Here is a 26,314-nt window from a genome sequence, read left to right as displayed (position 1 = left end):
TGTGCTGACGGTCTTGGGGTGCTTGTCAAGGCGGGAAAGCGTGCCTTGACAAGCACCCCAAGACCGCAGGGAGGCTTCGTATCGGGGTGCAGGGCCGGGGGCTGGGTGTCTCGATTTTTGGGTGCGGCGGCTGCGGTTGGTTGGTGGGTGCGGGGGCTGGATGCCTCGGTGGGTGGGTGCGCCGGACGCGGCGCGTGGGGTGCTGGGGTGGGGCTGGGTGGTTCGACGGGCGGGTGCGCTGGCTGCGGTTTTCGGGCGGTGCGCATCCCGGCGCCGGGCGGCGGGTCGTGAAGGGCTCCTTGAGGGAATCTAGGTCCGTGAAGGGGCCCCTCCCGGACGGAGGCGGGTCGTGAGGGGAACCCTGGGGAATCGGGGCCGTGAGGGTGGCCCTCACGCACAGCGAACGGGGATCAGCCCAGCGAGCGTGCGGCCGCGGTCGCTTGCCCGGCGTAGGACCGTCCGAACAGGACGGTGTGCACCAGCAGCGGGAAGAGCTGGTGCAGGGCGATCCGTTCCCGGTAGCCGTCTGCCAGCGGGGCGAATTCGTCGTAGGCGGCCACGATCCGGTCGAGGTGCGGGCAGCCGAACAGGCGCAGCATCGCGAGATCGGTCTCCCGGTGGCCGCCGTGTGCTGCCGGGTCGATCAGCACCGCGCCGTCGGCGTCCCACAGGACGTTGCCGCTCCAGAGATCCCCGTGCAGCCGGGCGGGCGGTTCCGGAGGGCCGGCCACGGACGGGATCCGGGCGCAGGCGCGCTCGAACACCGCCGGGTCGAGGAGTTCGGACGCCATTCGGACGTAAGGGAGGATTCGGTGCTCGGCGTACCACTCCGGCCACGACTCGCCGGGCGAGTTGCGCATCGGTGCGGTTCCGATCCACGCGTCGGTCAAGCCGTCCGGGGGAGGGGCGCCGAAGGCTGGGGCTCCGGCCGCGTGCAGCCGGGCCAGGGCGCGGCCGAACTCCTCCGCGTGCGACGGCGTGGCCTCAGCCACCCGGTCCATGACCAGCCAGGTGTCGTCCGCGCCGTGCACCTGCGGGACGCGCACCGCGCCCGCCGCGGCGAGCCGTCGCAGGCCGGCCGCCTCGGCTCGCGTCGCGCCTGGAGCGTGGCCGTGCTTCACCAGCGCCTCGAACCGGCGGTTGCCATCGGTCAACACGACCTCACTGAGCGTGCCCGAGCTGTTCCGCGAAGCCGCCTCGAATCCGGTGAGCCGCGCCGCGGCGGCGGCCGGACCTTCGCTCTGCTGACCGGAAACCACGTCCCCGACGCTACGGGCGCGGGCGCGCAGCCGCTGATCGGGACCGCTTCGCAGGTGCCCCGCAGCCACTCTTGTCAGCCCTCTGGCCTAGACTCGGATATCCCGGTCAGCAGGTGACCGGGGCGGTCCCGAGGGACTGTCCGCCCCCATCGTTTACCGCTCGAGGAGAAGACCTTGAAGAGCACCGTCGAGCAGCTCAGCCCGACGCGAGTGAAGATCAATGTCGAGGTGCCGTTCGACGAGCTCAAGCCGAACTTCGACGCCGCTTACCGGAAGATCGCCCAGCAGGTGCGCGTCCCCGGTTTCCGCCCCGGCAAGGTCCCCGCTCGCGTCCTGGAAAGCCGGATCGGCCGCGCGCCGGTGCTCGACGAGGTCGTCAACGAGGCCATCCCGGCCAAGTACATCGAGGCCGTCCGCGCGGGCGAGGTCCGGACGCTCGGCCAGCCCGAGTTCGAGGTGACCAAGCTCGAGGACCGCGAGGTGCTGGAGTTCAGCGCCGAGGTCGACGTGCGGCCGGAGATCGAGCTGCCCGAACTCGCCGGCCTCGAGATCAGCGTCGACGACGTCGAGACCACCGACGAGGAGGTCGCCGAGCAGCTCGACGAGCTGCGCGCCCGCTTCGGCACGCTGACCGGCGTCGAGCGCCCGGCCCAGAACGGCGACTTCGTGTCGATCGACCTCTCGGCCACCGTCGACGGCAAGCCCGTCGAAGAGGCCTCCACCACCGGCCTGTCCTACGAGATCGGCTCCGGCCAGCTCGTGGACGGCATCGACGAGGCGATCATCGGCGCCACCGCCGGCGAGACCAAGGTGTTCACCACCAAGCTGGTCGCGGGCGAGTTCGCCGGCCAGGACGCCGAGGTCACCGTCACCGTGCAGTCGGTCAAGGAGCGCGAGCTGCCCGAGGCCGACGACGAGTTCGCCCAGCTGGCGAGCGAGTTCGACACGATCGACGAGCTGCGCGAGGACCTGCGCACCCGGCTCGGCCGCGTCAAGAAGATGCAGCAGGGCGTCCAGGCGCGCGACAAGGTCCTCGAGATCCTCCTCGAGCGCACCGAGGTGCCGCTGCCGGAGAAGGTCGTCGAGGCCGAGATCGAGAACCGCAAGCACGACGCGGTCCACCCGTTCGACCACGACGAGGAGCAGTTCGCCAAGGCGCTCGAGGCCGAGGGGCGCACGCTCGAGGAGTTCAACGCCGAGGTCAAGGAGGAGTCGGAGAAGGCCGTCCGCACGCAGCTGCTGCTGGACACCATCGCCGACAAGGAGAAGACGTCGGTCAACGACGGCGAGCTCACCGAGCGGATCATCTACCAGGCGCAGCGCTTCGGCGTCAGCCCGGACGAGTACGTGCAGCGGGCCCAGCAGTCCGGCCAGCTGACCGCGATCTACGCCGACGTCCGCCGCGGCAAGGCGCTGGCCTCCGTCGTGCGCGGCACCACGGTGAAGGACTCGTCCGGGGCGGAGGTCGACCTGAGCGAGCTGTTCGGCGCCGACGAGCCGGACACCGCCGCCTCCGAAGAGGAGACGCAGGTCACCGAAGAAGCGGCGGCGACCCCCGCGGAGTAAAGCTGTGAGCGAACTTGGGCGGTGTCAGGCATTCTGCACCGCCCAAGTTCGTTAGGGTCGGTTGCAAGATCTCAAGCATGAACACGACAGCGGCGGCGCGGCTTTCACAGGCGGCCCGTCGCCGGTGAAAAGGCAGGCAGACGTGAAGCAGCACATGCCCGAGGGGCGGACCGGCACCGCGGGGCTCAACCTCACCGACTCGGTGTTCGAGCGGTTGCTCCAGGAGCGCATCGTCGTTCTCGGCTCCGAGGTCAACGACGAGGTCGCCAACCGGCTCACCGCGCAGCTCCTGCTGCTCGACGCGGACGACGCCGAATCGGACATCCGGTTCTACATCAACTCGCCGGGCGGGTCGGTGACCGCCGGGTTCGCGATCTACGACACCATGCAGCTCATCCGCCCGGACGTGGCGACCTACGCGATGGGCATGGCGGCCTCGATGGGGCAGTTCCTGCTGTCCTCGGGCACCCCCGGCAAGCGCTACGCGCTCCCGCACGCGCGCATCCTGATGCACCAGCCGTCCGCGGGCGTCGGCGGCACCGCCTCCGACATCGCGATCCAGGCGGACCTGTTCAACAAGTGGAAGCAGGAGCTCGCGCGGATCACCGCGGAGCAGACCGGGCAGACCACCGAGCAGATCATCAAGGACGGCGACCGCGACCGCTGGTTCACCGCGCAGGAGGCGAAGGACTACGGCTTCGTCGACCACGTGCTGACCCGCGACAACGGCCTGAACTCGAACAACTGAGCCCGCAAGCACACAGGAGAGCATCATGAGCAACTTCCGGCTCCCGGGTGACTTCCGGGCCCCGAATATGCCGCTGTCGCCGCAGTCGCGGTACATCCTGCCGTCCTACGTCGAGCGCACCAGCTACGGCGTGAAGGAGTCCAACCCGTACAACAAGCTGTACGAGGAGCGGACGATCTTCCTCGGCGTGCAGGTGGACGACGCGTCGGCCAACGACGTGATGGCCCAGCTGCTGCACCTCGAGCACGAGGACCCGGACCGCGACATCAGCATCTACATCAACTCCCCGGGCGGGTCGTTCACGTCGCTGATGGCGATCTACGACACCATGCAGTACATCCGCCCGGACATCTCGACCGTGTGCCTCGGCCAGGCCGCCTCGGCCGCCGCGGTGCTGCTGGCGGCGGGCACGCCGGGCAAGCGCATGGCGCTGCCGAACGCGCGCGTGCTGATCCACCAGCCGGCCACCGAGGGCACCTACGGGCAGGTCTCGGACCTGGAGATCCAGGCCAACGAGATCCAGCGCGTGCGCCGCCAGATGGAGGTCATCCTGGCCAAGCACACGAACAAGGAACCGGACGAGATCAAGGCCGACATCGAGCGGGACAAGATCCTCACCGCCGAGGAGGCCAAGGCCTACGGCCTGATCGACGAGGTGCTCCCGTACCGGAAGGCCTCGGCGAACTGACGCGACGGGCCGGTGCGCGGCGAATCCGCGACGCGCACCGGCCCGCTGGTCTACTGTCGGTCGTCGACGTGCCCGAAGGGGTCGGGTGTTCCCGACCGCGCCTTCGGACGGGTACCGTCGATGGCAATGCGTGTTGGTTCCGGGAGCGCCTGGCCCGGGGCCGCCAGAGAGTAGTGCAGGTGCGCCCGGCGCACCGGAGGGGACGAGGTCAACGGCCATGGCACGGATCGGTGACGGCGGCGACCTGCTGAAGTGTTCTTTCTGCGGCAAGAGCCAGAAGCAGGTGAAGAAGCTCATTGCCGGGCCGGGGGTCTACATCTGCGATGAGTGCATCGACCTCTGCAACGAGATCATCGAAGAGGAGCTGGCCGAAGCCGGCGACGTGAAGCTCGACGAGCTGCCGAAGCCCGCCGACATCCACGAGTTCCTCGAGCAGTACATCATCGGCCAGGACGACGCGAAGAAGACGCTCGCGGTCGCGGTGTACAACCACTACAAGCGGATCCAGGCCGACGACAAGTCCGGGCCGAAGGACTCCAAGGACGAGCCGGTCGAGCTGGCCAAGTCGAACATCCTGATGCTCGGCCCCACCGGCTGCGGCAAGACCTACCTCGCGCAGACGCTGGCGAAGCTGCTGAACGTCCCGTTCGCGATCGCCGACGCCACCGCGCTCACCGAAGCCGGCTACGTCGGCGAGGACGTCGAGAACATCCTGCTGAAGCTGATCCAGGCGGCCGACTACGACGTCAAGCGCGCCGAGACCGGCATCATCTACATCGACGAGGTCGACAAGATCGCCCGCAAGAGCGAGAACCCGTCGATCACCCGCGACGTCTCCGGCGAGGGCGTGCAGCAGGCGCTGCTGAAGATCCTCGAGGGCACCACCGCGTCGGTGCCGCCGCAGGGCGGGCGCAAGCACCCGCACCAGGAATTCATCCAGATCGACACCACGAACGTGCTGTTCATCGTCGCGGGCGCGTTCGCCGGGCTGGAGAAGATCATCAACGAGCGGGTCGGCAAGCGCGGCCTCGGGTTCGGCGCGGAGATCCGCACCAAGGCCGAGATCGAGGGCAGCGACGTGTTCTCCGAGACCATGCCGGAGGACCTGATCAAGTTCGGGCTGATCCCGGAGTTCATCGGCCGGCTCCCGGTCGTGGCGACGGTGAACCACCTGGACAAGGAATCGCTCGTCTCGATCCTCACCCAGCCGCGCAACGCGCTGGTGAAGCAGTACAAGAAGCTCTTCGAGATGGACAACGTCGAGCTGGAGTTCACCAAGACCGCGCTCGAGGCCATCGCCGACCAGGCCGTGCTGCGCGGCACCGGCGCCCGCGGCCTGCGCGCGATCATGGAGGAAGTCCTCCAGCCGGTCATGTACGACATCCCCAGCCGCGAGGACGTGGCGAAGGTCGTGATCACCGAGCAGACCGTGCGGGAGAACGTCAACCCCACGATCGTGGCTCGCCAGCCGTCCCGTCGTACTCGCAGCGAGCGCGGCGAAAAGTCGGCCTGACCCGGCGGCCGCCGGGCGTTTAGCAGGAGTCGGCTGTCCGGGTGTCGGCGGCAGGCGCGATAATGGACAGGATGACAACCGTGCCGCTGACCGCACCCCGGGGGGACGAGACTGCCGACCCCGGCGAAGCGGTGCCCGCCGAACCAGAGCCGGCTGCCGCTCCGGTCGGCCTCGTGGAGCTGAGCGAACGGGTAGCCGCGTCCGTGCTGACGCGGTTCCCGTGGCTGCTCCGCGCGTCCGAGATCCTGCTCGCGCTGTTCACCCTGGTGTGCCTGGTCGCGGTGGGCACCCGGCTGTCGGCGCTGCCGCTGCTGCCGATCCCGCTGTTCGCGGTGTCGTGGCTGTTCCTGCGGCGGCTGCGCTCGTCGGAGACGCGGGCGCAGCAGCTGCGCTGGTCGCTGCTGATGGCGCTCGCCGCGATGGTCGGGTTCTGGGTGATGTCCGTCGTGGCCCGCTGGGTCTCGTAATTCCCTCGCGCCGGCCGTCCTCTACGCACCCGGCGCGGATGAGTGAAAGCGACGGATTTCGAGCCGCGTTGCGATGCGTGGGAAGGCGTGCAGAAGGAAGCACGCTCGGCGTGGGAATCGACGGTTCGGCGCCTAGCTCGCGAGGAACTGCTGCGCTGTCAGGCGAATTGTCGGCTCACCGGGGTCTGCGTCGGCGAATGGCATTACCGGCTGGACGCGTTCAATGCCGCATACGGGCGGGTGCCACCAAATCTGTCGCTGGCCTGCTGACACGCGAAATCGACGAACGGGGATCTCAAGGTTGACCTCCGGCGAAGCAGGCTCACACCTTCTGCCGCAAATGCTTCCCCAAGAACCCGACCATGCTGGGCACCGTCGTCCGGAAAAACGTGTCGCTGTGTTTCCCGTGCGCCGTGTATCCGATCGCCGGGTGCGTTTCCGCGATATACCGGCGCACCCCGGTGATGAAGGGATCTTCCGTGCCGCAGTAAACCGCGGTCGGAATTCCCTGCAAAGCGGATGGGTGGCGCAGCGGATCCAAGGAAGTCCAGTCGGTCATCCCGGTGAAAATGCGGCGTTTCGCCATTTCCGGCCACGACGTGATCAGTGCCGGGGCGATCGCGGCGACCGCGGCGGGCGGCTGGCGGCGTTCGGCTCGGCGGCGGGCGTACAGCAGCGCTCCGAAGCCGCCCATCGACACTCCGGCGCACGCGAACGGGAGGCCGTCCGTGCCGCCGAAACCGCGGGCGCGCAGCCACTGCGGGATCTCTTCCAGCAGCATCGCCATCGGGTCGTCGCCGGGGCGGACCTGGTGCCAGTAGTTGTCGCCGCCGTCGACCGCGACGAAGCCGTACGCCGGCACCGATTTGCGTGCGACGTCGCTGCCCAGCTGCTTCAGCAGGCCGCTCGGTGCGGCGGAGCGCGCGGAACCGTGCAGGCCGTGCAGCATCAGCGACATCGGCAGGCCCGCCGGGGGCTTCTTGCTGGGCAAGAGGAAAACGAGGTCCACTTCCCGGCCGCGGGCGTGCGAGTAGACGCGTTCGACCCGCATGCTGCCGAGCTGCGTGACCGGCGTCGACGACGTGACGCCCAGCGCCCGCTGCATCGCCTGGTTGAACGGCACCACGCCGGTCGCGCTCCCCACCGCGAGCCCGGCGATGCCGAGGCCCGAAGCGCCCGCGATCAGCATGGACCGGCGGCTCACCCGCCTTCGGCCCTCGGTCTCCTCGTTCACCCGATCCCCCTCACCCATATAGCGTAAGACGTGAGCAAGGGACGAAACGTTGCCTTCTGAAGATCTTCACTCGGTTGTTGTGACCAGCCCCACGGACGCCCGGGCGGCGGCGGGCCGGTCTCCGAGCCCGACGATCAGCGTCACGCAGAGCGGCCGGAGCACCTCGGTCACCCCGCGGTCGCCCCGGCCGAAGTGGCCCAGCAGTTCGAGCGTGACGTAACCGTGCACCGCGCTCCACACCTGTGCGGCGACGGCGAGCGGGTCGCCCTGAAGCCGTCCGGCCTCGATTGTGCGTCCGACGGCGGCGACCATGCCCCGGAACGACGCCGCGGCCTCGCCGTCCTGGCGGTTTTTCATCAGGTCGCCCACCGGCTGTCCGTGCGCCCCCGCCTCGCGGAACATGAGCGTGAACAGTTCCGGATGCTCCACGGCGGTGCGGCGGTAGGCCAGCGCCAGCTGATACAGATCGGCGACCGGATCATCGGTTTGCCCGACCGTCGCCATGTTCGCGATGAGCCGTCGAAACCCTTCCCGCGCAACGGCATCCAGGAGCGCGGCCATCCCGCCGAAGTGCGTGTACACGGCCATTGTGGACGCGCCGATCTCGGCCGCCAGCTTGCGGGCCTGCAGTGCTTCCGGGCCGCCGTCGGCGAGCAATCGGATCGCCGCCTCGACCAGGTGCGTTCGAGTGTGTGCGCCCCGGCTCCGCTCGCTCATGCTTGCCAGTATCCCATAACCCTGTTATACCGGTTGCCATAACCACGTTATGGACGGAGCGGGTCATGGAAAATCCCTTCCTGGAAGGCAACTTCGCGCCGATCGAGCGCGAATACACGAGCACCCGGCTGACCGTGACCGGGCAGCTGCCCGATTACCTCGACGGCCGCTACCTGCGGAACGGGCCGAACCCGGCCGATCCGGACCCGGAAACGCATCACTGGTTCCTCGGCCGCGGCATGGTGCACGGGGTACGGCTGCGCGACGGCCGGGCCGAGTGGTACCGCAGCCGCCGGGTCGGCGCCGACGAGAGCGGGGCCAACACCAACGTCATCGGGCACGCCGGGCGCACGATCGCGCTGGTCGAGGGCGGCCTGCCGCAATGGGAGCTCAGCGAGGAGCTGGACACCCTGGGCGTCTGCGACTTCGGCGGCACCCTCTCCGGGTACACCGCACACCCGAAGCGCGATCCGCGGACCGGCGAACTGCACGCCGTGTCGTACCGATTCGGACTCGGGAACCGGGTCCAGTACTCAGTGGTCGGCATCGACGGCCGCGCGCGGCGCACGGTCGACGTCGAGGTCACCGGCGCGCCGATGATGCACGATTTCTCGCTCACCGAACGCTATGTCGTGTTCTACGACCTGCCGGTCACCTTCGATCCGGACCAGGCCCCGGTGCGCCTCGACGCGCCCGACCCGCTGACCGCACGCACCGGCCGCGGCGTGAGTTCCTTGCCGTACCGGTGGAATCCGGACTACCCGGCGCGCGTCGGCGTGATGCCGCGCGAGGGGGACAACAACGACGTCCGCTGGTTCGACGTCGGCCAGTGCTACGTCTTCCATCCGCTCAACGCCTACGACGAGGACGACCGGATCGTGCTCGACGTGGTCCGGCACCCGAAGATGTTCGACCGCGCGCTGCACGGCCCGGCCGAAGGCGAGCCGACGCTCGACCGGTGGACGGTGGACCTCACGCTCGGGAAGGTCGTCGAAGACCGGATCGACGAGCACGGCCAGGAATTCCCCCGGGTGGACGAGCGCTTGGTCGGGCTGCCGCACCGGTACGGCTACGCGACAGCGCTCGACGACCGGTCGCGCAGTGTCGGCGCGGTGTACAAACACGACCTGCGCAACGGTTCGGTGGACGCGCACCGGTTCGGTCCCGGGCGCGAGCCGGGCGAGTTCGTGTTCGTTCCGTCCAGTGCGGACGCGGGCGAGGACGAGGGCGTGCTGATGGGCTATGTCTACGACGCGGCCGAGGGGCGCAGCGATCTGGTCCTGCTCGACGCGGGCACCCTGGACACCGTCGCCGCGGTGCACCTGCCGGACCGGGTCCCGCACGGCTTCCACGGCAACTGGGTGCCCGCCGGAGCGTGATCAGGTGAGCAGGCGCTGGTCGCCGGTGTAGAGATTCATGCTGTCGCCGCGCAGGAATCCGATCAGCGTCATGCCGTTCTCCTCGGCCAGCTCCACCGCGAGCGACGACGGCGCGGACACCGCGGCGAGCAGTCCGATGCCGGCCATCGCGGCCTTTTGCACGAGTTCGAACGAGGCGCGGCCGGAGACCAGCAGCCCCAGATCGGGCGCGGGGATCCGGCCCGCCTGCAAAGCCCAGCCGAGCACCTTGTCGACCGCGTTGTGCCGTCCGACGTCCTCGCGGACGACGACGAGCTGACCGTCCGAAGTGAACAGTCCGGCGGCGTGCAGGCCGCCGGTGGACGAGAACACTTTTTGCTTCTCCCGCAACCGGTCCGGCAGCTGCGAGAGAACGTCGGTCTTCACGGTGAACTCGGACGCGGCGGGGGAGAACCGGCTGCGCAGCTTCACCGCGTCGAGGGCGGCCTTGCCGCAGACGCCGCAGGAGGAGGTGGTGTAGAAGTTCCGCTCGACGCCGGTGTCCGGCGGGGCGACGCCCTCGGCGAGCGCGATGTCGAGCACGTTGTAGGTGTTGCGGCCTTGGTCGTCGACGCCGTCGCAGTAGCGCGCGACGGCCACGTCCTCCCTCGACCCCAGCACGCCTTCGGAAAGCAGGAAGCCGTGCGCGAGTTCGACGTCGTGGCCGGGCGTGCGCATGGTCACGGCCAGCGCTTTGCCGCCGACCCGCAGCTCCAGCGGCTCCTCGGCGGCCAGGGAGTCGGGCCGGCGCCGTTCGCCGGCCGCGGAGATCCGCCGTACCGGCCGCCGCACCGTCACTCTGCCCATCGCTCGCTCCACTCGTCCTGATTGTCGTCTTCAGCGGTGTCTTGTTGTGGTCATCGACAAGACATTCGACAGTCATCCGGCGCAACGCCGAGGATCTGGTAAACCATTCCCAGCACCTCGTCACTGTTGGGAGGAGACCGCCGATGGCTGTCCCCGGCTTCCTTGCCCGTTCCCGCATCGTCGCACCACCCGGCTGGACCCGCTGGCTCGTGCCGCCCGCCGCGCTGTCCATCCACCTGTCGATCGGCCAAGCCTACGCGTGGAGCGTCTTCAAGACGCCGCTGGAGAAGACCCTGGGACTGTCCGGCACGCAATCCGGGCTGCCGTTCCAGCTCGGCATCGTGATGCTGGGGCTGTCCGCCGCGTTCGGCGGCACGCTGGTGGAGAAGAACGGGCCGCGCTGGGCGATGACCGTCGCCACGGTCTGCTTCTCCGCCGGCTTCCTGCTCGCCGCGCTCGGCGTCGCGACCGGGCAGTTCTGGCTCGTGGTCGTCGGCTACGGCGGGGTCGGCGGGATCGGGCTCGGCATCGGCTACATCTCGCCGGTGTCGACGCTGATCAAATGGTTCCCGGACCGGCCGGGCATGGCCACCGGGATCGCGATCATGGGCTTCGGCGGCGGCGCGCTGATCGCGTCTCCGTGGTCGTCGGCGATGCTCGGCTCCTCGCCCGCCGCCGGCGACATCGCGACCGCGTTCCTGGTCCACGGCATCGTGTACGCGGTGTTCATGACGATGGGCGTCCTGATCGTGCGCGTCCCGGCCGACGACTGGCGTCCGGCGGGCGAGGTGAAGCAGGCCGCGGCGAAGCCGATGATCTCCGCCGCGAACGTCTCGGCGGCGAACGCGCTGAAGACGCCGCAGTTCTGGTGCCTGTGGATTGTCCTGTGCCTCAACGTGACCGCGGGCATCGGCATCCTGGAGAAGGCCGCGCCGATGATCACCGACTTCTTCAAGGGCACCTCCGCCCCGGTCGGCGCGGCGGCCGCCGCCGGGTTCGTCGCGCTGCTCTCTCTGACCAACATGCTGGGCCGGTTCGTCTGGTCCTCCGCCTCGGATCTGGTGGGGCGCAAGAACATCTACCGGTTCTACCTCGGCGTCGGCGCGCTGCTGTACCTCGTGATCGCGTTGACCACGAACGCGTCGAAGCTCGTGTTCGTGCTGTGCGCGATGCTGATTCTCTCCTTCTACGGCGGCGGGTTCTCGACGCTCCCGGCGTACCTCAAGGACCTGTTCGGCACCTACCAGGTCGGCGCGATCCACGGCAGGCTGCTGACCGCGTGGTCGGCGGCGGGCGTGCTCGGGCCGCTGATCGTGGACGGCATCGCGGACAGCCAGAAGGCCGCCGGCAAGACCGGGCCGGACCTGTACCAGCTGTCGTTCTGGATCATGATCGGCCTGCTGGTGGTTGGGTTCATCGCGAACGAATGCGTGCGCCCGGTGAAGGAGAAATTCCACGAACCGGCCGAGCGCGGCGCGGTGGGGAGCGAGGCGTGATGACGAGTGCCGAGGGCCGCTCCGGCGGCCGGACCGTTCTGCTGGTGATCGCGTGGCTGTGGGTGCTCGCCCCGTTCTGCTACGGCGTGGTCGAGCTGATCCGGAAGGTGGTCAGCCTGTTCGGCGGCTGAGCCCGGCCGGGGAAATAAGCACTGGACAAACGGTCAAGAGTCGTTGACCATTGTCCCCGTGACTGGGGACGATCAAGCGGGCTACGTCCCGCCGCACGACACTGTCCACGTAGAGACGACCGACCAGCTGCGCGCCGTGAGCAACGTCGTGCGGCACCGCGTGCTCGCGGTGCTGCGCGACGGGCCCGCGACGATCACGCAGGTCGCCGAGCAGCTGGGGATCGCGAAAGGCAGTTCCAGCTACCACATGCGGGTGCTGGAGCGCGCCGGAATCGTGCACGTCGTGAGCACGCGCAAGGTGCGCGGCGTGCAGGAGCGCTACTACGCGCACGTAGGCAAAAGCATCGAGCTGCCCGAACCGGCCGCGGGACAGCGGGACGTGCTGATGCAGCACGCGATCAACGACCTCGCGACCGCGCCCGAGGGCTCGCCCCGGTTCGTCCGGATGCAGCACACGCGGATCAGCGCGGAGCGGTTCGCGGAGTTCGAACGCCGGCTGGCCGGACTGCTCGACGAGATGCGGGACGCGCGGGACGCCGACGAGGCGGCCGCCACCGTCGCGGTCGCGTTCTTCCGTCCGGGGCCGGGGGCGGCCAGATGACCAAGCCGAAGATGCCTCCCGCGTTCAGTCGCTTGTGGACCGCCGCGACGGTGAGTTCTCTCGGCGACGGCGCGTATTCCGCGGCGTTGCCGTTGCTGGCGGTGCTGCTGGACAGCGACCCGCTGGTGGTCAGCCTGGTCACGGTGGCGGTGCTCGCGCCGTATCCGGTGGCCGGGCTGTTCGCCGGCGCACTGGTCGACCGCTGGGACCGGCGGCGCACGATGTGGATCGCGGACCTGGTGCGGGCGGTGCTGCTGGCGCTGACGGTGGCCGCGGGCGCGTTGGGCTGGCTCAGCATTCCGGTCCTGCTCGGAGTGGCGTTCCTGCTCGGCACCGGCACGCTGTTCTTCGACACCGCCGCGCAGGCGTACCTGCCGGATTTGCTCGCGCGGGATCAGACTTTGCTTCGCCGCGCCAACGGTTACCTGCGCGGAGCGTCGACCGCCGCGGGACAGTTCGCCGGCCCGCCGGTCGGGAGTTTCCTTTTCACCGTGGGAAGAACGCTGCCGTTCGCGGTGAACGCGCTGACCTACCTGGCCAGTGCGGTGCTGATCCGGACGCTGCCGCCGGCGCCGGTGCCCGAGCGCGCGCCCGGCCGATCGGTGTGGGCGGACTCGAAGGAAGGTTTCGGTTACGTAGTCAAGGATCGGCTGCTGCTCGGCCTCGCGCTGCGGCCCGCGGTCGGGAACCTGGCGTTCGGTGCGTTCGGGGCGGTGCTGGTGGTGTTCGCGAAGGACGCGCTGGGACTGGACTCCGCCGAATACGGCTTCCTGCTCGCCGTCGAAGCCGCCGGAGGACTGGTGGGGGCGATGGTGCTCGCCGGACCGCTCGAGAAGCTGCTGGGCACCGGCACCGCGCTCACCGTCACCGCGGTGATCGAGGGCGGCGCGGTACTGGCGTTCGGCCTGGCCCGGAACCCGTGGTTCGCCGGGGCGATGTTCGCGCTCTGCGGCTGCGCCATGGCGACGACCATGGTGCTCGGCGCTTCGCTGCGCCAGGTCATCGTCCCTGGGCGGCTGATGGGCCGGGTCGCCGCGGCCTCGCGCCTGGTCGCGGCTTCCGCCGCACCGGCGGGCGCCGCGCTGGGCGGCTGGCTCGCCGCGACGGCCGGAGTGCGGGTGCCGTACGTGGCGGCGGCCGGGGTGCTCGTGTCGATGACGGTGGTGACGATGAGCATGACGAGCAACAAGAAGATCGAAGCGGCGCTCGCACGGGCGAAAGAGGTTACCCCAGTCGCATAGCCGGCGCGGCGGCGAAAACGACCGGGAGCAGCAACGTCAGCACGAAAACGGTAAGCCACACCCGGCGCGCTGTTCGTTTCGGCTGGGCCAGCGAGGCGAGCAGCGCGCCGATTCTGGCCGCGACCGGCAGCGCGAAAAGTCCGAAGTGCAGGAATGAGACGAGCACGATGAGCCCGAGCACGGCTGGTGGGTTCAGCCCCTTCGCCCCAGCCATCAGCGCGAGGGCGAGTCCGCACAGCACCAGGGCACTGACCAGGTACGCGCCGACGCCGTGCAATGCCCCGGTGAGCGCGACGCGCGCTCGGCTCGTATTCGTGTCCACTCAACGAGCGTGACAGTTCGGGAAGCGCGGCGGATGCGTGGAACTACTCGGTTCGGATGCGGCCGAGCAGGCTTTCCCGGGCTGACTCCACGTGGTGTTCGGCGACCTGGGCGAGCCGTTTCCGGTCGCCGCCGCGGATCAGCTCGGCGAGTTCTCGGTGTTCGTCGACCACCCGCGCCCGGTAGTGCTCGTGGCCGAGCGAAACCCGTTGCAACTGAAAGAGAAACACTTGTGAACGCACCGCGTGCCACGCTTCGGTCAGGCGGCTGTTGCCCGCGGCGGCGTACACGCGGTCGTGGAACGCGATGTCCAGCGCCAGCAATTGCGGTCCGGGGGCTTTGCTCCGGACCGCCTTCGCCAGGTCGGCGACCAGCGCGTCCAAGGCGTCCAGATCCGCCTCGGTCGCGTTGGCGCGCGCCGTGACCGCGGCGAGCCGGTCCAGCGCGGCGCGGACCGAGTAGACCTCGTCGACGTCCTCGGCGGTCACGTCGACCACCGTGGTCGGCCGGTGCCAGCCGCAGCGCACCAGGCCTTCCCGGGCGAGCTGCGCGATGCCCTCGCGCACCGAACCGCGGCTGATGTCCAGCGACGCGGCCAGTTCTACCTCGCGCAGGGGCGCGCCCGGCCGGAAATGCCCGGCGAAGATCGCTTCGCGCACCCGGTCGGCGGCCTCGTCGGCGAGCCCGCGGCGCGCCGCCTTCCTCAGGGGGGTGACTTCCACGGGCTAATGTTGACATTCGGACATTGGCCAGTCAACGTGAAGGTGCCGATCCCCGCGCCGAAGGAGTGCCGCATGGCTGTCCGTCCCGCCTTCCATCTGGCCATTCCGGTCGACGACCTGCCGAAGGCCCGCGAGTTCTACGGGGGCGTGCTCGGGCTGGCGGAGGGCCGCTCATCGGACGCGTGGGTCGACTGGGACTTCCGCGGCCACCAGGTCGTCACGCACGTGGTCCCGGGCGCTTGCGCGGAAGCGGGCCGCAATCCGGTCGACGGGCACGACGTGCCGGTGCCGCACTTCGGGCTGGTGCTCGACGTCGACGGGTTCCACGAGCTGGCCGGGCGGCTGCGGGCCGCGGGCACCGAGTTCGTGATCGAGCCGTACCAGCGGTTCGCCGGCGAGGCGGGGGAGCAGTGGACGATGTTCCTGCACGACCCGGCCGGGAACGCACTGGAGTTCAAGGCGTTCCGCGACGAGACGCAGCTGTTCGCGAAATGAACGTCCTCGTCACCGGAGCCTCGCGCGGGATCGGCCGCGCCATCGCCGTCGCCTTCGCCACCCGGGGCGACCGGATCGCTGTCCACTGTGGATCCAACCGGGAGGCCGCGCGCGAAACGCTCGAGGCGCTGCCCGGATCCGGGCACGTGCTCGTGTCCGGCGACCTCGGCAATCCCGAAGCCGCGCAGTGGATCGCCGACGTTGCCGAGGAACAGCTCGGCGGAGTCGACGTGCTGGTCAACAACGCCGCGGTCGGCACGGTCCCGGCCACCCGCACGCCGATCACCGAAATGTCCTATGCGGACTGGCAGGAAGCGTGGCGGCACACGCTGGACGTCAATCTCCTCGGCGCGGCGAACGTTTCCTTCCACGTCGCCCGCCACCTCATCGCTCGCGGCGTGCCGGGCCGGATCGTGAACGTCGGGTCGCGCGGGGCGTTCCGCGGCGAGCCCGATTACCTGCCGTACGGGGCGAGCAAGGCCGCGCTGCAGTCGTTCGGGCAATCGCTGGCGGTGCAGCTGGCCCCGCACGGCATCTCGGTCACCTCGGTGGCTCCGGGCTTCACCGCGACCGAGCGCGTCGCCGACCGGGTCACCGACGAGGTGCGGCAGCAGAGCCCGTTCGGCCGGGTCGCCGACCCGGAGGAGATCGCCGAAGCGGTGGTGTTCCTGGCTTCGTCGGAGACGCCGTGGGCGTCCGGTTCGATCCTGGATCTGAACGGAGCCTCGTACCTGCGCTGAGCTGTGAGCTACGTCACGAATGCAGCGGATCGGGGCGGCCGGACGTCCAGAGGGGCGTGCGGATCGCAGGGAAAGTCATCGCCGGGGCGCTGTCGACGGTGGTGTTCGCGGGCACGGCTTACGGGTTCTCGACCCTGAGCGCGCTCGACGACATCACCCGCAGCGACGTCATCGGCGGCGGCGGGTCGGTGGACGAAGGCCAAAAACACGCCGACGGCGCGATGGACATCCTGCTGGTCGGCCGGGACGCGCGCACGGATCCGCAAGGGAACCCGCTGCCGCAGAGCGTGCTGCAAGAACTGCGCGCGGGCGCGAACGGCGACGACCTCACCGACACGTTGATCGTGCTGCGGATCCCGGACGGGCAGCAGGAGGTCAAGGCGTTCTCGATCCCGCGCGACTCGTATGTCTCGATGCCCGGTGGCAAAGGCAAGATCAACGCCGCGTTCGGGCGGGGCAAGGCAGCCGAGGCGTCGCGACTGCGCGCGGCGGGGGAAACCGACAAGAACAAGATCGAACAGGAGTCGATGACCGCGGCGCGCAAGGCGACGCGGCAGGCCGTCGAGGACCTCACCGGGGTCGTCATCGACCACTACGCCGAGGTCAACCTGCTGAGCTTTTCCGAGATCAGCAAGGCCGTCGGCGGGGTTGAGGTGTGCCTGAAGAAGGCCACCAAGGACGAGAACTCGGGCGCGGACTTCCCGGCAGGCAAACAGCGGCTCTCCGGCGGCGCCGCGCTCGCTTTCGTGCGGCAGCGGGACAACCTGCCCGGCACCGATTTCGGCCGCATGCGGCGGCAGCAGGTGTTTCTCGCTTCGATGGCGCACGAGGTGCTTTCGGCCGGGACGCTCGCCGACCCGGGCAAGCTGAGCGACCTCATCGACGCGGTGAAGCGGTCGGTGGTGCTGGACCAGTCGTGGAACATCATGGACTTCGTCGGAAAAATGCGCGGGGTGTCCGGCGGCGGCATCCAGTTCACGACGATTCCGGTGGTGAACCCGGACTACCGCTACGACCGCTCCCATCCCACCGCGACCGCGGTGCAGGTGGATCCGGCGCAGGTGAAAGCGTTTGCGGCCAGCCTGATCGGCACCGCGCCGCCCGCCGCGCCGGCCGGCCAGCCGAGGGCGGCGGTGGAGGTTTCCAACGCCGGCGAAGCAGCCGGGCTGGCGGCGCGGGTCGCGGATGTGTTGAAGGGCAAGGGGTTCGCCGCGACGGCCGCGGGCAACGCACCGGAGCAGCGGACGTCGATCGTGCGCTACCCGGCCGCGCTCGCCGCCGAGGGCGCCGAGGTGGCGAAGGAACTGGGCGGACTGACCGCCAAGGAATCCGCGGACGTTCCGGCTGGGCACATCCAGGTGGTGCTCGGGAAGGTCTACTCAGGACCGGGGGTGTCGGACGGCGGGTCTGCGGCCGGCGGGCCGGTGAAGGCCGACCAGCCGCAGCCCGTCACCTCCGACGGCGACAACTGCATCGACTGACGCGGCCGTTCAGCCGTGGTGGTGCGGTTCGAGCCAGATCACGACTGCTTTCGAGACGGGTGTGTTCGACTTTTCCGCGACGGAGTCCAGTGGCACCAACGTGGGTGGCTATGCCGGTGAGCATCGGCGTAGCCACCCAACGAGCCGCTTACGCGTGGTGGTGCGGTTCGAGCCGGATCACCACAGCCTTCGACACCGGTGTGTTCGACTTCTCCGCGACAGAATCCAGCGGCACCAACGCGTTCGCCTCGGGGAAGTACGCCGCCGCGCACCCGCGAGCCGTCGGGTAGGCCACCGCGCGGAAGCTCGGCGCTCGCCGGTCCCCGTCGCGCCATTCGGAGACCAGGTCGACGATCTCGCCGTCCGCAACTCCGAGCGCGGCCAGGTCGTCCGGGTGCACGAACACCACCCGGCGGCCGTCCTCGATGCCGCGGTAGCGGTCGGACAGGCCGTAAATCGTCGTGTTGTACTGGTCGTGGCTGCGCAGCGTCTGCAGCAGCAGCCGGCCCTCGGGAACCTCCGGGTACTCCAGCTCCGACACGGTGAACGTGCCCTTGCCGGTCGCCGTGCCAGTGAATTCCCGCGAGTCGCGCGGCGCGTGCGGCAGTACGAAACCGTCCGGTTCGCGGACGCGGCGGTTGTAGTCGTGGCAACCCGGCACCACCGCGGCGATACGGTCGCGGATCAGGTCGTAATTCTTCTCGAACGACCGCCACGGCACCGAGTGGTCGGCACCGAGCAGCTTCTCCGCCAGGCGGCACACGATGGCGACCTCGGACAGCAGTTCGTCGCTCGCCGGAGCCAGGCGGCCGCGCGAGGCGTGGACCTGCGACATCGAGTCCTCGACCGTCACGAACTGGCGGCCGGATTCCTGCTCGTCACGCTCGGTGCGGCCGAGCGTCGGCAGGATCAGCGCCGTGCGGCCGGGCACGACGTGCGAGCGGTTGAGCTTCGTCGACACGTGCACGGTCAGCGAGCACGCCCGCAGCGCCTCCGCGGTCCGGTCCGAATCCGGGGTGGCGGAGGCGAAGTTGCCGCCCATCGCGAAGAACACCTTGCCGCGTCCGTCGAGCATCGCGCGGATCGAGTCGACGGTGTCCCAGCCGTGATTGCGCGGCACGGTGATGCCGAACTCGCGGTCGAGGGCGTCCATGAACGGCTCGGGCATCTTCTCCCACACGCCCATGGTGCGGTCGCCTTGCACGTTCGAGTGGCCGCGCACCGGGCACAGCCCCGCGCCCGGCTTGCCGATCATGCCGCGCACCAGCGCCAGGTTCACGACCTCGGCGATCGTCGGCACCGCGTGCTTGTGCTGGGTCAAACCCATCGCCCAGCAGTAGATCGTGCGCTCGGACGTCGCAATCATCCGCGCGATGTGCTCGATCTGCGCGCGTTCGAGGCCGGTCGCCTTCTCGGTTTCCGGCCAGTCGATCTCGCGCAGCTGCTTGGCCCAGTCCTCGAAGCCGTGCGTGGACTTCTCGACGAACTCGCGGTCCACAATGGACCCGGGCGCGGCGTCCTCCCACTGCAGCAGCAGATGCCCGACCGCCTGGAACAGCGCGAGGTCGCCGCCGAGCCGGATCTGCGCGAACTCGTCGGCCAGCGGCGTGCCCTTGCCGACCACGCCGCGCACGTTCTGCGGGTTCTTGAACCGCATCAGCCCGGCCTCGGGCAGCGGGTTGACCGCGACGACCTTCGCGCCGTGCCCCTTCGCCTGCTCCAGCGCGGACAGCATCCGCGGGTGGTTCGTGCCCGGGTTCTGCCCCACGACCACGATCAGGTCGGCCTGGTGGATGTCGGCCAGCGACACCGAACCCTTGCCGATTCCGGTGGTCGCCGACAGCGCCGCGCCGGACGATTCGTGGCACATGTTCGAGCAGTCCGGCAGGTTGTTCGTGCCGTACGCGCGGACCAGCAGCTGGTACACGAACGCGGCCTCGTTGCTGGTGCGGCCGGACGTGTAGAAGATCGCCTCGTCCGGGCTCGACAGGCCGCGCAGCTCGTCGGCGATCAGGCCGAACGCGTCGTCCCAGGAGATCGGCTCGTAGTGCGAAGCGCCTTCACGCAACACCATCGGCTCGGTGAGCCGGCCCTGCTGCCCGAGCCAGTAGTCGGTGCGCTCGTTCAGTTCGGACACCGGATGCGCGGCGAAGAACTCCCGGCCGACCCGGCGTTTCGTCGCCTCCTCGGCGACCGCCTTCGCGCCGTTTTCGCAGAACTCCGCCATCTTGCGCTTCTCGCCGTCGACCTGCCGCGGCTCGGGCCACGCGCAGCCCGGGCAGTCGAAGCCGTCCCGCTGGTTCAGCAGCCGCAGCGTGCGCGCGGTGCGGACCGGGCCCATCTGCTCCACCCCGCGCGCGAGCGAGACCGCGACTCCCGGGATTCCGGCCGCCCAGCCTTTCGGCTTGCCCACTTCGAGGCGGGCTTCGTCCACGTCACCAGTCGGAGCTTCGCGAGTCATGGGCACATCGTCCGCCTTCGCGGCGCGGAACCCAAGATGGGGGTGGTCACACCGCCTCCCGCCGGTCCCGTTCGCGGCGTTCGGCCCGCAGCAGCGCGCGGTCCGCCGCGGTCACGATCAGCAGCAACCCGCTGGTCACGATCAGCACGACGGCCAGCCGGTGCAGCCCGCCGGAGTCGGCGTGCCCGCCATAGCACTGGGCGATGACCGTGGCCGCGACTATCGCGCCGAGGTATTGCGCGGTCCGGAAGAGCCCGCTCGCGGTGCCCATCGTCTCGGCCGGGGTTTCGCGGTAGAGCGTCGTCTGGTTGGCGACGCTGGTGAGCCCCTGGGCCAGGCCGAACAACGCGGCGAGCACGAGCAGCCAGATCAGCGCGGTGCCGTCGTTCACGAACAGCAGCGCGACGGATCCGGCCAAGAGCGCGGCGCCGACCAGCAGCAGCCGCAGCCGGACGCCGGTGGGCTTCCCGGACAGCGCGGCCGCGCCCACGGCGACCCCGGACATCGGCAGGAGCAGCAGCCCGGCAGCGGACTCGGCGAACCCGCGCGCCTCCTCGAGCCACTGCACGTAGCCGAACATGATGGTGTAGATCGCCAGGAAACTCAGTGCCTGCCGCAAATACGTGCGCAGGACCGGGCCGTTCGCGGCCAGCATCCGCAGGTCGATGAACGGCTTCCGGGCGCGCAGTTCGACCCTCGCGAAGAGCCCGCCGAGCACGATCGCCACGGCCAGCAGCCACAGATCGCCGATGCCCGGCTCCATCAGGTAGCACAGCAACACCAGCAGCGCGGCGGAAAACAGCGCGATCCCGGCGACGTCGATCCGCTCGGCCGGCTTCTCCGCCGGAGTGTCCTTGGGCACCCACAACAGGGTCAGCACGAGGGAAATCCCGGCGAGCGGCAGGTTCACCGCGAAGATCGCCGGCCAGCCGAAGAGCGCGATCAGCACGCCGCCGAGCGTCGGGCCGATCACCATGACCGTCTGCGCGGACATCGCCAGCACGGACAACACCCGCGCCGGAACGCCTTCGCCGATTTCGTCGGCGCGCCGGCGCAGGACCGCCATCGCGGCCGGGAACCCGGCGCAGGTGCCGATGCCGAGCACCGCACGGACGCCGGTGAGCCATTCGACCGAGATCGGGATCATCCCGGCGATCCCGGCCACTATCACGACGGACGCGCCGCCGAGCAGCACGCGCCGCGCGCCGTAGCGGTCGACCAGCAGTCCGACGACCGGCTGCCCGACCGCGGTGGCCAGGTACAACGACGAAATCAGCCAGGCCGTGCGGCCCGGGCCGGCGCCGAAGGCCTGTCCGATCGGGACGAGCGCGACGGCGATGAGCGTGGAGTTGATCGGATTGAGCACGGCGCTCGCGACCAGCGGGGTCACCAGGCGCGCGCCGAAACGGGATTTCGCGGGGGCGGTCGCGGTGTTCGTCAGTGCTCCTCGGGTTCAGGGGGTCAGCGCTGGGCGATCCGCTGCAGCAAGGGCAGCGCGCGCCGGACCGTTTCGAGTTCGTCCTCGGTCAGTTCGTCGGTCAGCGCGGCGGCGAGCCATTCGTCGCGGTGCTGCCGGATGCCGATGACGGTCTTGGCGCCGAGATCGGAGAGCGAGATCACGACGCGCCTCCCGTCGGCCGGGTCGCGCGTGCGGTTCAGGTAGCCGAGCGAGTCGAGCACGCCGAGCGTCGCGGCCATGGACTGCTGCCGGACGTGCTCCGCGGCCGCCAGTTCGGCCTGGGTACCCGGACCTTCGCGGTGCAGCCGGTTGAGCACGGCGGTCTGCGTCGGCGTGAGGATCTCGGCGTTGTCGACCTGCCGCAGCCTGCGGTGCAGCTGGCCGACGACGCCGCGGATCCAGCCCGCGGACTCGGCGACGCGCGGGGGGACGGGCGGGTCATCGGACATAAGCACAGTCTAGCCTTTTGAGTCCAAGCTGTGCATCCTCGGCCGGAAAGACGTGAAGGGCTCCTTCGGGGAATCTGATTCCCCGAAGGAGCCCTTCACGGACTTCGAGCTAGAGCGGCTGGCTGCTGGTCTCGGCGGGGGAACCGAGCCCGACGATGTACCCGATCTTCTCGTCGTTGACCCCGATCGGCTGAACCTGGTGCACCACGACCGCCGCGGCGAGCAGCAGGACCAGGCCGACGATCGCCGCGATCCCGGGCCAGCGGCTGGGCGCCGCGCCGCCGCGGCCGTAGACAGGCGACGGAGCGTTGCGGCGTTCGCGCTTGCGCCGCTTCTTCATGTCCTTCTTGGCACCGAGCCACGCGTCCCGCTGGGCGTGCTTGCGCCACTCCGGGTCCATGAGGTCCGGATGGGTTTCCATCCGGTCGTCCGGATCCTCCGGCCGAGTCATCGGCGCACCGCCTTTCCCCCTGCGTAACCCCGCCGCGGCGGGTTCGTAGACTTGTCCATTGTGACCGAGAACGCTCCGCAGCAGAAAACCGACCTTCCGGGTGCCTGGGACCCGGCCGCCGAGGAAGCCCCGATGTACGACCGCTGGGTAGCGGCCGGGTACTTCACGGCTGACGCTTCGTCGGAGAAGCCGCCGTTCTCGATCGTACTGCCGCCGCCGAACGTCACCGGCAGCCTGCACATGGGCCACGCGCTCAACCACACCCTGATGGACGCGATGAGCCGCCGCCGCCGGATGCAGGGCTACGAGGTGCTGTGGCTGCCGGGCATGGACCACGCGGGCATCGCGACGCAGAACGTCGTCGAGCGCCAGCTGGCCGGCGAGGGCCTGTCGCGCCACGACCTGGGCCGCGAGAAGTTCGTCGAGCGCGTCTGGGAGTGGAAGGCCGAGTACGGCGGCAAGATCCTCGGCCAGATGAAGCGGCTCGGCGACGGCGTCGACTGGTCGCGCGAGCGCTTCACCATGGACGAGAACCTGTCCAAGGCCGTCCAGACGGTGTTCAAGAACTTCTACGACGCCGGCCTCATCTACCGCGCCGAGCGGATCATCAACTGGTGCCCGCGCTGCCAGACGGCGCTGTCGGACATCGAGGTCGACCACAGCGACGACGACGGCGAACTCGTGTCGATCCGCTACGGCGACGGCGACGGCGACGCCTCGATCGTCGTGGCCACCACCCGCGCGGAGACGATGCTCGGCGACACCGCGGTGGCCGTGCACCCGGACGACGAGCGGTACACGCACCTGGTCGGCACCGAGATCGAACTGCCGCTGACCGGCCGGAAGATCCCGGTGGTCGCCGACCGGCACGTCGACCCGGAGTTCGGCACCGGCGCGGTCAAGGTGACCCCGGCGCACGACCCGAACGACTTCGAGATCGGCCGCCGCCACGACCTGCCGATGCTGACCGTCATGAACGAGCGCGCCGAGGTCACCGTGCCCGGTCCGTTCGAGGGCCTCGACCGGTTCGAGGCGCGTCCCGCGGTGGTCGCCGCGCTGCGCGAGCAGGGCCGGATCGTCGCGGAGAAGCGGCCGTACGTGCACGCGGTCGGGCACTGCTCCCGCTGCGACACGGTCGTGGAGCCGCGGCTGTCGCTGCAGTGGTGGGTCAAGGTCGCCGAACTGGCCCAGGCCGCGGGCGACGCGGTGCGCGACGGGCGGACGAAGATTCACCCGGCCGAGTTGGAGAAGCGGTACTTCGACTGGGTCGACAACATGCACGACTGGACGATCTCCCGCCAGCTGTGGTGGGGGCACCGGATCCCGGTCTGGTACGGGCCGGACGGCGAGGTCGTGTGCGTGGGACCGGACGAGCAGCCGCCGTCGGGCGAGGGCTGGACGCAGGATCCGGACGTGCTCGACACGTGGTTCTCGTCGGGGCTGTGGCCGATGTCGACCATGGGCTGGCCGGAGGAGACCGCGGACCTGGCGAAGTTCTATCCGACCAGCGTGCTGTCGACCGGGTACGACATCCTGTTCTTCTGGGTCGTCCGGATGATGATGTTCGGCGTGCAGGAGATGGACGGGCGGCAGCCGTTCGACCATGTCTACCTGCACGGGCTGATCCGCGACGCCAACGGCAAGAAGATGTCGAAGTCGCGCGGGAACGTCATCGACCCGCTGGAGTGGATGGACGCTTACGGGGCGGACGCCACCCGGTTCACGCTCGCGCGCGGGGCCAACCCGGGTGCGGACATGGCGCTGGCCGACGAGTGGGCTGCCGGGTCGCGGAACTTCTGCACGAAGCTGTGGAATGCCAGCAAGTTCGCGATGATGAACGGGGCGACGGTCGAGGGGGCGTTGCCGCCTGCTGCCGAGTTGACCGAGTCGGATCGGTGGATTCTCGGGCGGCTGGCGGCGTTGGTGTCCGAAGTGGACGGGTTGTTCGAGGACTTCCAGTTCGCCAAGGTCGCCAATGCGCTGTACCAGTTCACGTGGAACGAGCTGTGCGACTGGTATCTGGAGCTGGCGAAGGTTCAGCTGTACCAAGGGGATTCCGCGCGGGTCGAGGCCACGCGGAAGGTGCTGGGGCACGTGCTGGACACGGTGCTGCGGCTGCTGCACCCGTTCATTCCGTTCGTCACGGAGAAGCTGTGGACGGCGTTGACCGGCGGCGAGTCGTTGGTGATCGCTGCCTGGCCGTCGCCGGTTGAGGGGTATGCGGATCCGGTCGCGGACGCTCGGATCGCTGATGTGCAGAAGCTGATCACCGAGATCAGGCGGTTCCGGGCCGATCAAGGGCTGAAGCCGGGACAGAAGGTCGCGGCGCGGCTGGTCGGGGAGGCGGTCCCGGCTGGGCATTCCGGGGCGATTCGGTCGTTGGTGCGGCTTACTGAGCCGGGGGACGGGTTCTCGGTCAGCGCTTCGTTGGAGGTCGCGTTGGCTGGGGGCGTGGTGACCGTGGAGGTCGATACTTCCGGGACCATTGACGTTGCTGCCGAGCGGAAGCGGCTGGAGAAGGACCTCGGGGCGGCGCGGAAGGAATTGGCGCAGACCGAGGGGAAGCTCGGGAATGAGGCGTTTATCGCCAAGGCTCCGGAGCATGTGATCGAGAAGATCAAGGTGCGGAGGGAGACTGCGGTGGCGGATATTGAGCGGATTGAGGCTCGGTTGGCTGTGTTGCCTGCTTCCTGAGGGGGGTCTCGGGGGCGGCTCGTCGCCCTGGCGGCGACATTGCGCCTTGTCCGGCGTGGGGCACCCCGAAGCTTGATTGTGCTGACGGTCTTGGGGTGCTTGTCAAGGCGGGAAAGCGTGCCTTGACAAGCACCCCAAGACCGCAGGGAGGCTTCGAATCGGGGTGTGGGGGAGGGGCTGGGTGCCTCGATTTTTGGGTGCAGCGGTGCGGTTTTTGGGGCGTGAGGGGACCCCTGAGGGAATCTGATTCCCTCAGGGGTCCCCTCATTGCTGTTTAGCGGAGTTGTTGGCGGATTACTTTTGCTTCGCCTGCCATTCCTGCGTAGAGCGGGTGGTAGGGGGCGGCGGCCAGCAGGTTCAGGTCTTTGCCGTTGATCCAGGCTACGCCTTGGGGTTTGCAGGCGTCGTGGCCGAAGGAAGGGGTATAGGTGTCTACATAGGACGCTTTGCCGTCTGCTGCTGCGTTGCTCACTGCGGCGTTGAGGGCCTCTTCGACGCTTGAGAGCCAGGCGTAGTCGCCGTTCGCGAAGGGCAGGACGTTCGGGCAGTAGCCCTCTGCGGGGGCGATGCGCGGGTAGCCGATGGCCAGGACCCTCGCGTGCGGCGAGCGGGCGTGGATTCCGGCCAGTACTTGCTGGATGTTCGCCTGCGTCTTGGGCAGCAGCGCCTTGATCGTGTCGACGCCGTCGACGGTGAAGTGGCGTTGGCACGGGTTTCCGGTCGGGTCCGAGGCACGCAGGGGCGGGCAGGTGTCGACCAGTTTGCCGAACAGGCCCGAGTCGTTGCCGCCGATGCCGACGGTCACCAGGTCGGTGTCCGGGCGCAGGGCGGAGAACTGCGGCGGGTTCTGGCCCAGCGGGACGCTTTGCGGGGCGGTCATGTGCGAGGTGTTCGCGCCGCCGCAGCTGACGTCGGTGAAGCGGTCCACGTCCAGGGAAGCGGCTACCAGCGACGGGTAGTTGGACGTCGAGCGGAAGCAGCCGAACGGATCCAGCCGGGGCAGCGGGATGAGCGGCCCCGACGTGTACGAGTCGCCCAGGGCGACGTAGTGGCGGTAGTGCCGGGGCGCGGCGCTCGCGGCCGCCGCCGTCGACAGAAGCAGTGCGATCGCCGCGATCGCGGCCAGCACTATCCGGATGGTGCGCATAGAACCCCGTCCTCCCTAGCGGTACGACC

Annotated in this window: 26 protein-coding genes; 15 read left to right on the top strand and 11 right to left on the bottom strand. The window is 69.4% G+C overall.

Annotated elements, in window-relative coordinates; genetic code table 11:
- Window positions 1-410: 410 nt before the first annotated feature.
- Window positions 411-1,259 (bottom strand): fructosamine kinase family protein, encoded by an 849-nt coding sequence (locus L942_RS24125; RefSeq protein ID WP_037364529.1) that lies wholly within the window; start codon window positions 1,257-1,259, stop codon window positions 411-413.
- Window positions 1,260-1,433: 174 nt separating this feature from the next.
- On the opposite strand from L942_RS24125, the gene tig reads away from it, so the two are divergent.
- From tig to L942_RS44400, 6 genes are all read left to right on the top strand, one after another.
- Window positions 1,434-2,825, top strand: coding sequence for a trigger factor (gene tig / locus L942_RS24120; RefSeq protein ID WP_037364526.1), 1,392 nt, complete (start codon window positions 1,434-1,436; stop codon window positions 2,823-2,825).
- A gap of 142 nt (window positions 2,826-2,967) precedes the next feature.
- Window positions 2,968-3,573, top strand: coding sequence for a ClpP family protease (locus L942_RS24115; RefSeq protein WP_037364523.1), 606 nt, complete (start codon window positions 2,968-2,970; stop codon window positions 3,571-3,573).
- A gap of 25 nt (window positions 3,574-3,598) precedes the next feature.
- Entirely contained in the window at window positions 3,599-4,261 is a 663-nt protein-coding gene (locus L942_RS24110) for an ATP-dependent Clp protease proteolytic subunit (RefSeq protein ID WP_037364520.1), read from the top strand.
- A 217-nt stretch (window positions 4,262-4,478) separates the two neighbouring features.
- On the top strand, window positions 4,479-5,774 hold the full coding sequence (clpX, locus tag L942_RS24105) for an ATP-dependent Clp protease ATP-binding subunit ClpX (protein WP_009081145.1): 1,296 nt from the start codon (window positions 4,479-4,481) through the stop codon (window positions 5,772-5,774).
- Between the two features lie 71 nt (window positions 5,775-5,845).
- Window positions 5,846-6,241, top strand: coding sequence for a hypothetical protein (locus tag L942_RS24100; protein ID WP_037364537.1), 396 nt, complete (start codon window positions 5,846-5,848; stop codon window positions 6,239-6,241).
- A gap of 42 nt (window positions 6,242-6,283) precedes the next feature.
- Window positions 6,284-6,511: a hypothetical protein gene (locus tag L942_RS44400; protein WP_158684517.1), complete on the top strand. Its 228-nt coding sequence runs from the start codon at window positions 6,284-6,286 to the stop codon at window positions 6,509-6,511.
- A gap of 52 nt (window positions 6,512-6,563) precedes the next feature.
- Here L942_RS44400 and L942_RS24095 read toward each other — a convergent pair whose 3' ends face one another.
- On the bottom strand, window positions 6,564-7,493 hold the full coding sequence (locus L942_RS24095) for an alpha/beta hydrolase (protein ID WP_037364517.1): 930 nt from the start codon (window positions 7,491-7,493) through the stop codon (window positions 6,564-6,566).
- A 48-nt stretch (window positions 7,494-7,541) separates the two neighbouring features.
- Window positions 7,542-8,192, bottom strand: coding sequence for a TetR/AcrR family transcriptional regulator (locus L942_RS24090; protein WP_037364515.1), 651 nt, complete (start codon window positions 8,190-8,192; stop codon window positions 7,542-7,544).
- Between the two features lie 65 nt (window positions 8,193-8,257).
- On the opposite strand from L942_RS24090, the gene L942_RS24085 reads away from it, so the two are divergent.
- The gene (locus L942_RS24085) at window positions 8,258-9,571 is read left to right on the top strand and encodes a carotenoid oxygenase family protein (RefSeq protein WP_037364512.1); all 1,314 of its coding nucleotides are present in this window, start codon (window positions 8,258-8,260) and stop codon (window positions 9,569-9,571) included.
- On the opposite strand, the gene fdhD is transcribed toward L942_RS24085, so the two are convergent.
- Window positions 9,572-10,396, bottom strand: a complete 825-nt coding sequence (fdhD, locus tag L942_RS24080; RefSeq protein WP_037364509.1) for a formate dehydrogenase accessory sulfurtransferase FdhD — start codon at window positions 10,394-10,396, stop codon at window positions 9,572-9,574.
- Window positions 10,397-10,539: 143 nt separating this feature from the next.
- Here fdhD and L942_RS24075 point away from each other — a divergent pair, with 143 nt between their 5' ends.
- From L942_RS24075 to L942_RS24065, 4 genes are read left to right on the top strand one after another with little or no spacing between them, the layout of a single operon-like run.
- Window positions 10,540-11,892 (top strand): L-lactate MFS transporter, encoded by a 1,353-nt coding sequence (locus tag L942_RS24075; protein ID WP_037364507.1) that lies wholly within the window; start codon window positions 10,540-10,542, stop codon window positions 11,890-11,892.
- Entirely contained in the window at window positions 11,892-12,023 is a 132-nt protein-coding gene (locus L942_RS45910) for an MFS transporter small subunit (protein ID WP_268745739.1), read from the top strand. The genes L942_RS24075 and L942_RS45910 overlap by 1 nt, the downstream gene beginning before the upstream one ends.
- Before the next feature lie 58 nt (window positions 12,024-12,081).
- A complete protein-coding gene (locus tag L942_RS24070; RefSeq protein ID WP_037364505.1) occupies window positions 12,082-12,624 on the top strand; it encodes an ArsR/SmtB family transcription factor in 543 nt (180 codons plus the stop codon).
- Window positions 12,621-13,865, top strand: coding sequence for an MFS transporter (locus L942_RS24065; RefSeq protein WP_081655197.1), 1,245 nt, complete (start codon window positions 12,621-12,623; stop codon window positions 13,863-13,865). Before L942_RS24070 ends, L942_RS24065 begins: the two co-directional genes overlap by 4 nt.
- On the opposite strand, the gene L942_RS24060 is transcribed toward L942_RS24065, so the two are convergent.
- The gene (locus tag L942_RS24060; protein WP_037364503.1) at window positions 13,849-14,187 is read right to left on the bottom strand and encodes a hypothetical protein; all 339 of its coding nucleotides are present in this window, start codon (window positions 14,185-14,187) and stop codon (window positions 13,849-13,851) included. The two genes, L942_RS24065 and L942_RS24060, sit on opposite strands and share 17 nt — an antisense overlap.
- A gap of 43 nt (window positions 14,188-14,230) precedes the next feature.
- Window positions 14,231-14,908 (bottom strand): GntR family transcriptional regulator, encoded by a 678-nt coding sequence (locus L942_RS24055; RefSeq protein ID WP_037364500.1) that lies wholly within the window; start codon window positions 14,906-14,908, stop codon window positions 14,231-14,233.
- Between the two features lie 72 nt (window positions 14,909-14,980).
- Here L942_RS24055 and L942_RS24050 point away from each other — a divergent pair, with 72 nt between their 5' ends.
- Genes L942_RS24050 through L942_RS24040 form a run of 3 tightly spaced genes read left to right on the top strand, consistent with a single transcriptional unit; the run spans window position 14,981 to window position 17,624 of the window.
- The gene (locus L942_RS24050; RefSeq protein WP_037364497.1) at window positions 14,981-15,403 is read left to right on the top strand and encodes a VOC family protein; all 423 of its coding nucleotides are present in this window, start codon (window positions 14,981-14,983) and stop codon (window positions 15,401-15,403) included.
- The gene (locus L942_RS24045; protein WP_037364494.1) at window positions 15,400-16,143 is read left to right on the top strand and encodes an SDR family NAD(P)-dependent oxidoreductase; all 744 of its coding nucleotides are present in this window, start codon (window positions 15,400-15,402) and stop codon (window positions 16,141-16,143) included. The genes L942_RS24050 and L942_RS24045 overlap by 4 nt, the downstream gene beginning before the upstream one ends.
- 56 nt (window positions 16,144-16,199) lie before the next feature.
- On the top strand, window positions 16,200-17,624 hold the full coding sequence (locus L942_RS24040; protein WP_037364492.1) for an LCP family protein: 1,425 nt from the start codon (window positions 16,200-16,202) through the stop codon (window positions 17,622-17,624).
- Between the two features lie 148 nt (window positions 17,625-17,772).
- Here L942_RS24040 and L942_RS24035 read toward each other — a convergent pair whose 3' ends face one another.
- The 4 genes from L942_RS24035 to L942_RS24020 all read right to left on the bottom strand — a co-directional run bounded on the left by L942_RS24035 (window position 17,773) and on the right by L942_RS24020 (window position 22,444).
- Window positions 17,773-20,085, bottom strand: a complete 2,313-nt coding sequence (locus tag L942_RS24035) for an FdhF/YdeP family oxidoreductase (RefSeq protein ID WP_037364490.1) — start codon at window positions 20,083-20,085, stop codon at window positions 17,773-17,775.
- A 46-nt stretch (window positions 20,086-20,131) separates the two neighbouring features.
- On the bottom strand, window positions 20,132-21,475 hold the full coding sequence (locus L942_RS24030) for an MFS transporter (RefSeq protein WP_051166185.1): 1,344 nt from the start codon (window positions 21,473-21,475) through the stop codon (window positions 20,132-20,134).
- A 71-nt stretch (window positions 21,476-21,546) separates the two neighbouring features.
- Window positions 21,547-21,993, bottom strand: coding sequence for a MarR family winged helix-turn-helix transcriptional regulator (locus tag L942_RS24025; RefSeq protein ID WP_037364487.1), 447 nt, complete (start codon window positions 21,991-21,993; stop codon window positions 21,547-21,549).
- A gap of 109 nt (window positions 21,994-22,102) precedes the next feature.
- The gene (locus L942_RS24020; RefSeq protein WP_037364485.1) at window positions 22,103-22,444 is read right to left on the bottom strand and encodes a hypothetical protein; all 342 of its coding nucleotides are present in this window, start codon (window positions 22,442-22,444) and stop codon (window positions 22,103-22,105) included.
- Between the two features lie 60 nt (window positions 22,445-22,504).
- Between L942_RS24020 and L942_RS24015 the strand changes: the two genes are divergently transcribed.
- Window positions 22,505-25,138 (top strand): valine--tRNA ligase, encoded by a 2,634-nt coding sequence (locus L942_RS24015; RefSeq protein WP_037364482.1) that lies wholly within the window; start codon window positions 22,505-22,507, stop codon window positions 25,136-25,138.
- A gap of 274 nt (window positions 25,139-25,412) precedes the next feature.
- On the opposite strand, the gene L942_RS24010 is transcribed toward L942_RS24015, so the two are convergent.
- Complete coding sequence (locus L942_RS24010) at window positions 25,413-26,285, bottom strand: SGNH/GDSL hydrolase family protein (protein WP_037364480.1); 873 nt, start codon at window positions 26,283-26,285, stop codon at window positions 25,413-25,415.
- Window positions 26,286-26,314: the final 29 nt, after the last annotated feature.

The organism is Amycolatopsis orientalis DSM 43388, from assembly GCF_000411975.1.
GTDB classification, from domain to species: domain Bacteria; phylum Actinomycetota; class Actinomycetes; order Mycobacteriales; family Pseudonocardiaceae; genus Amycolatopsis; species Amycolatopsis orientalis_D.
This window is presented reverse-complemented; position numbering and strand designations above follow the sequence as displayed.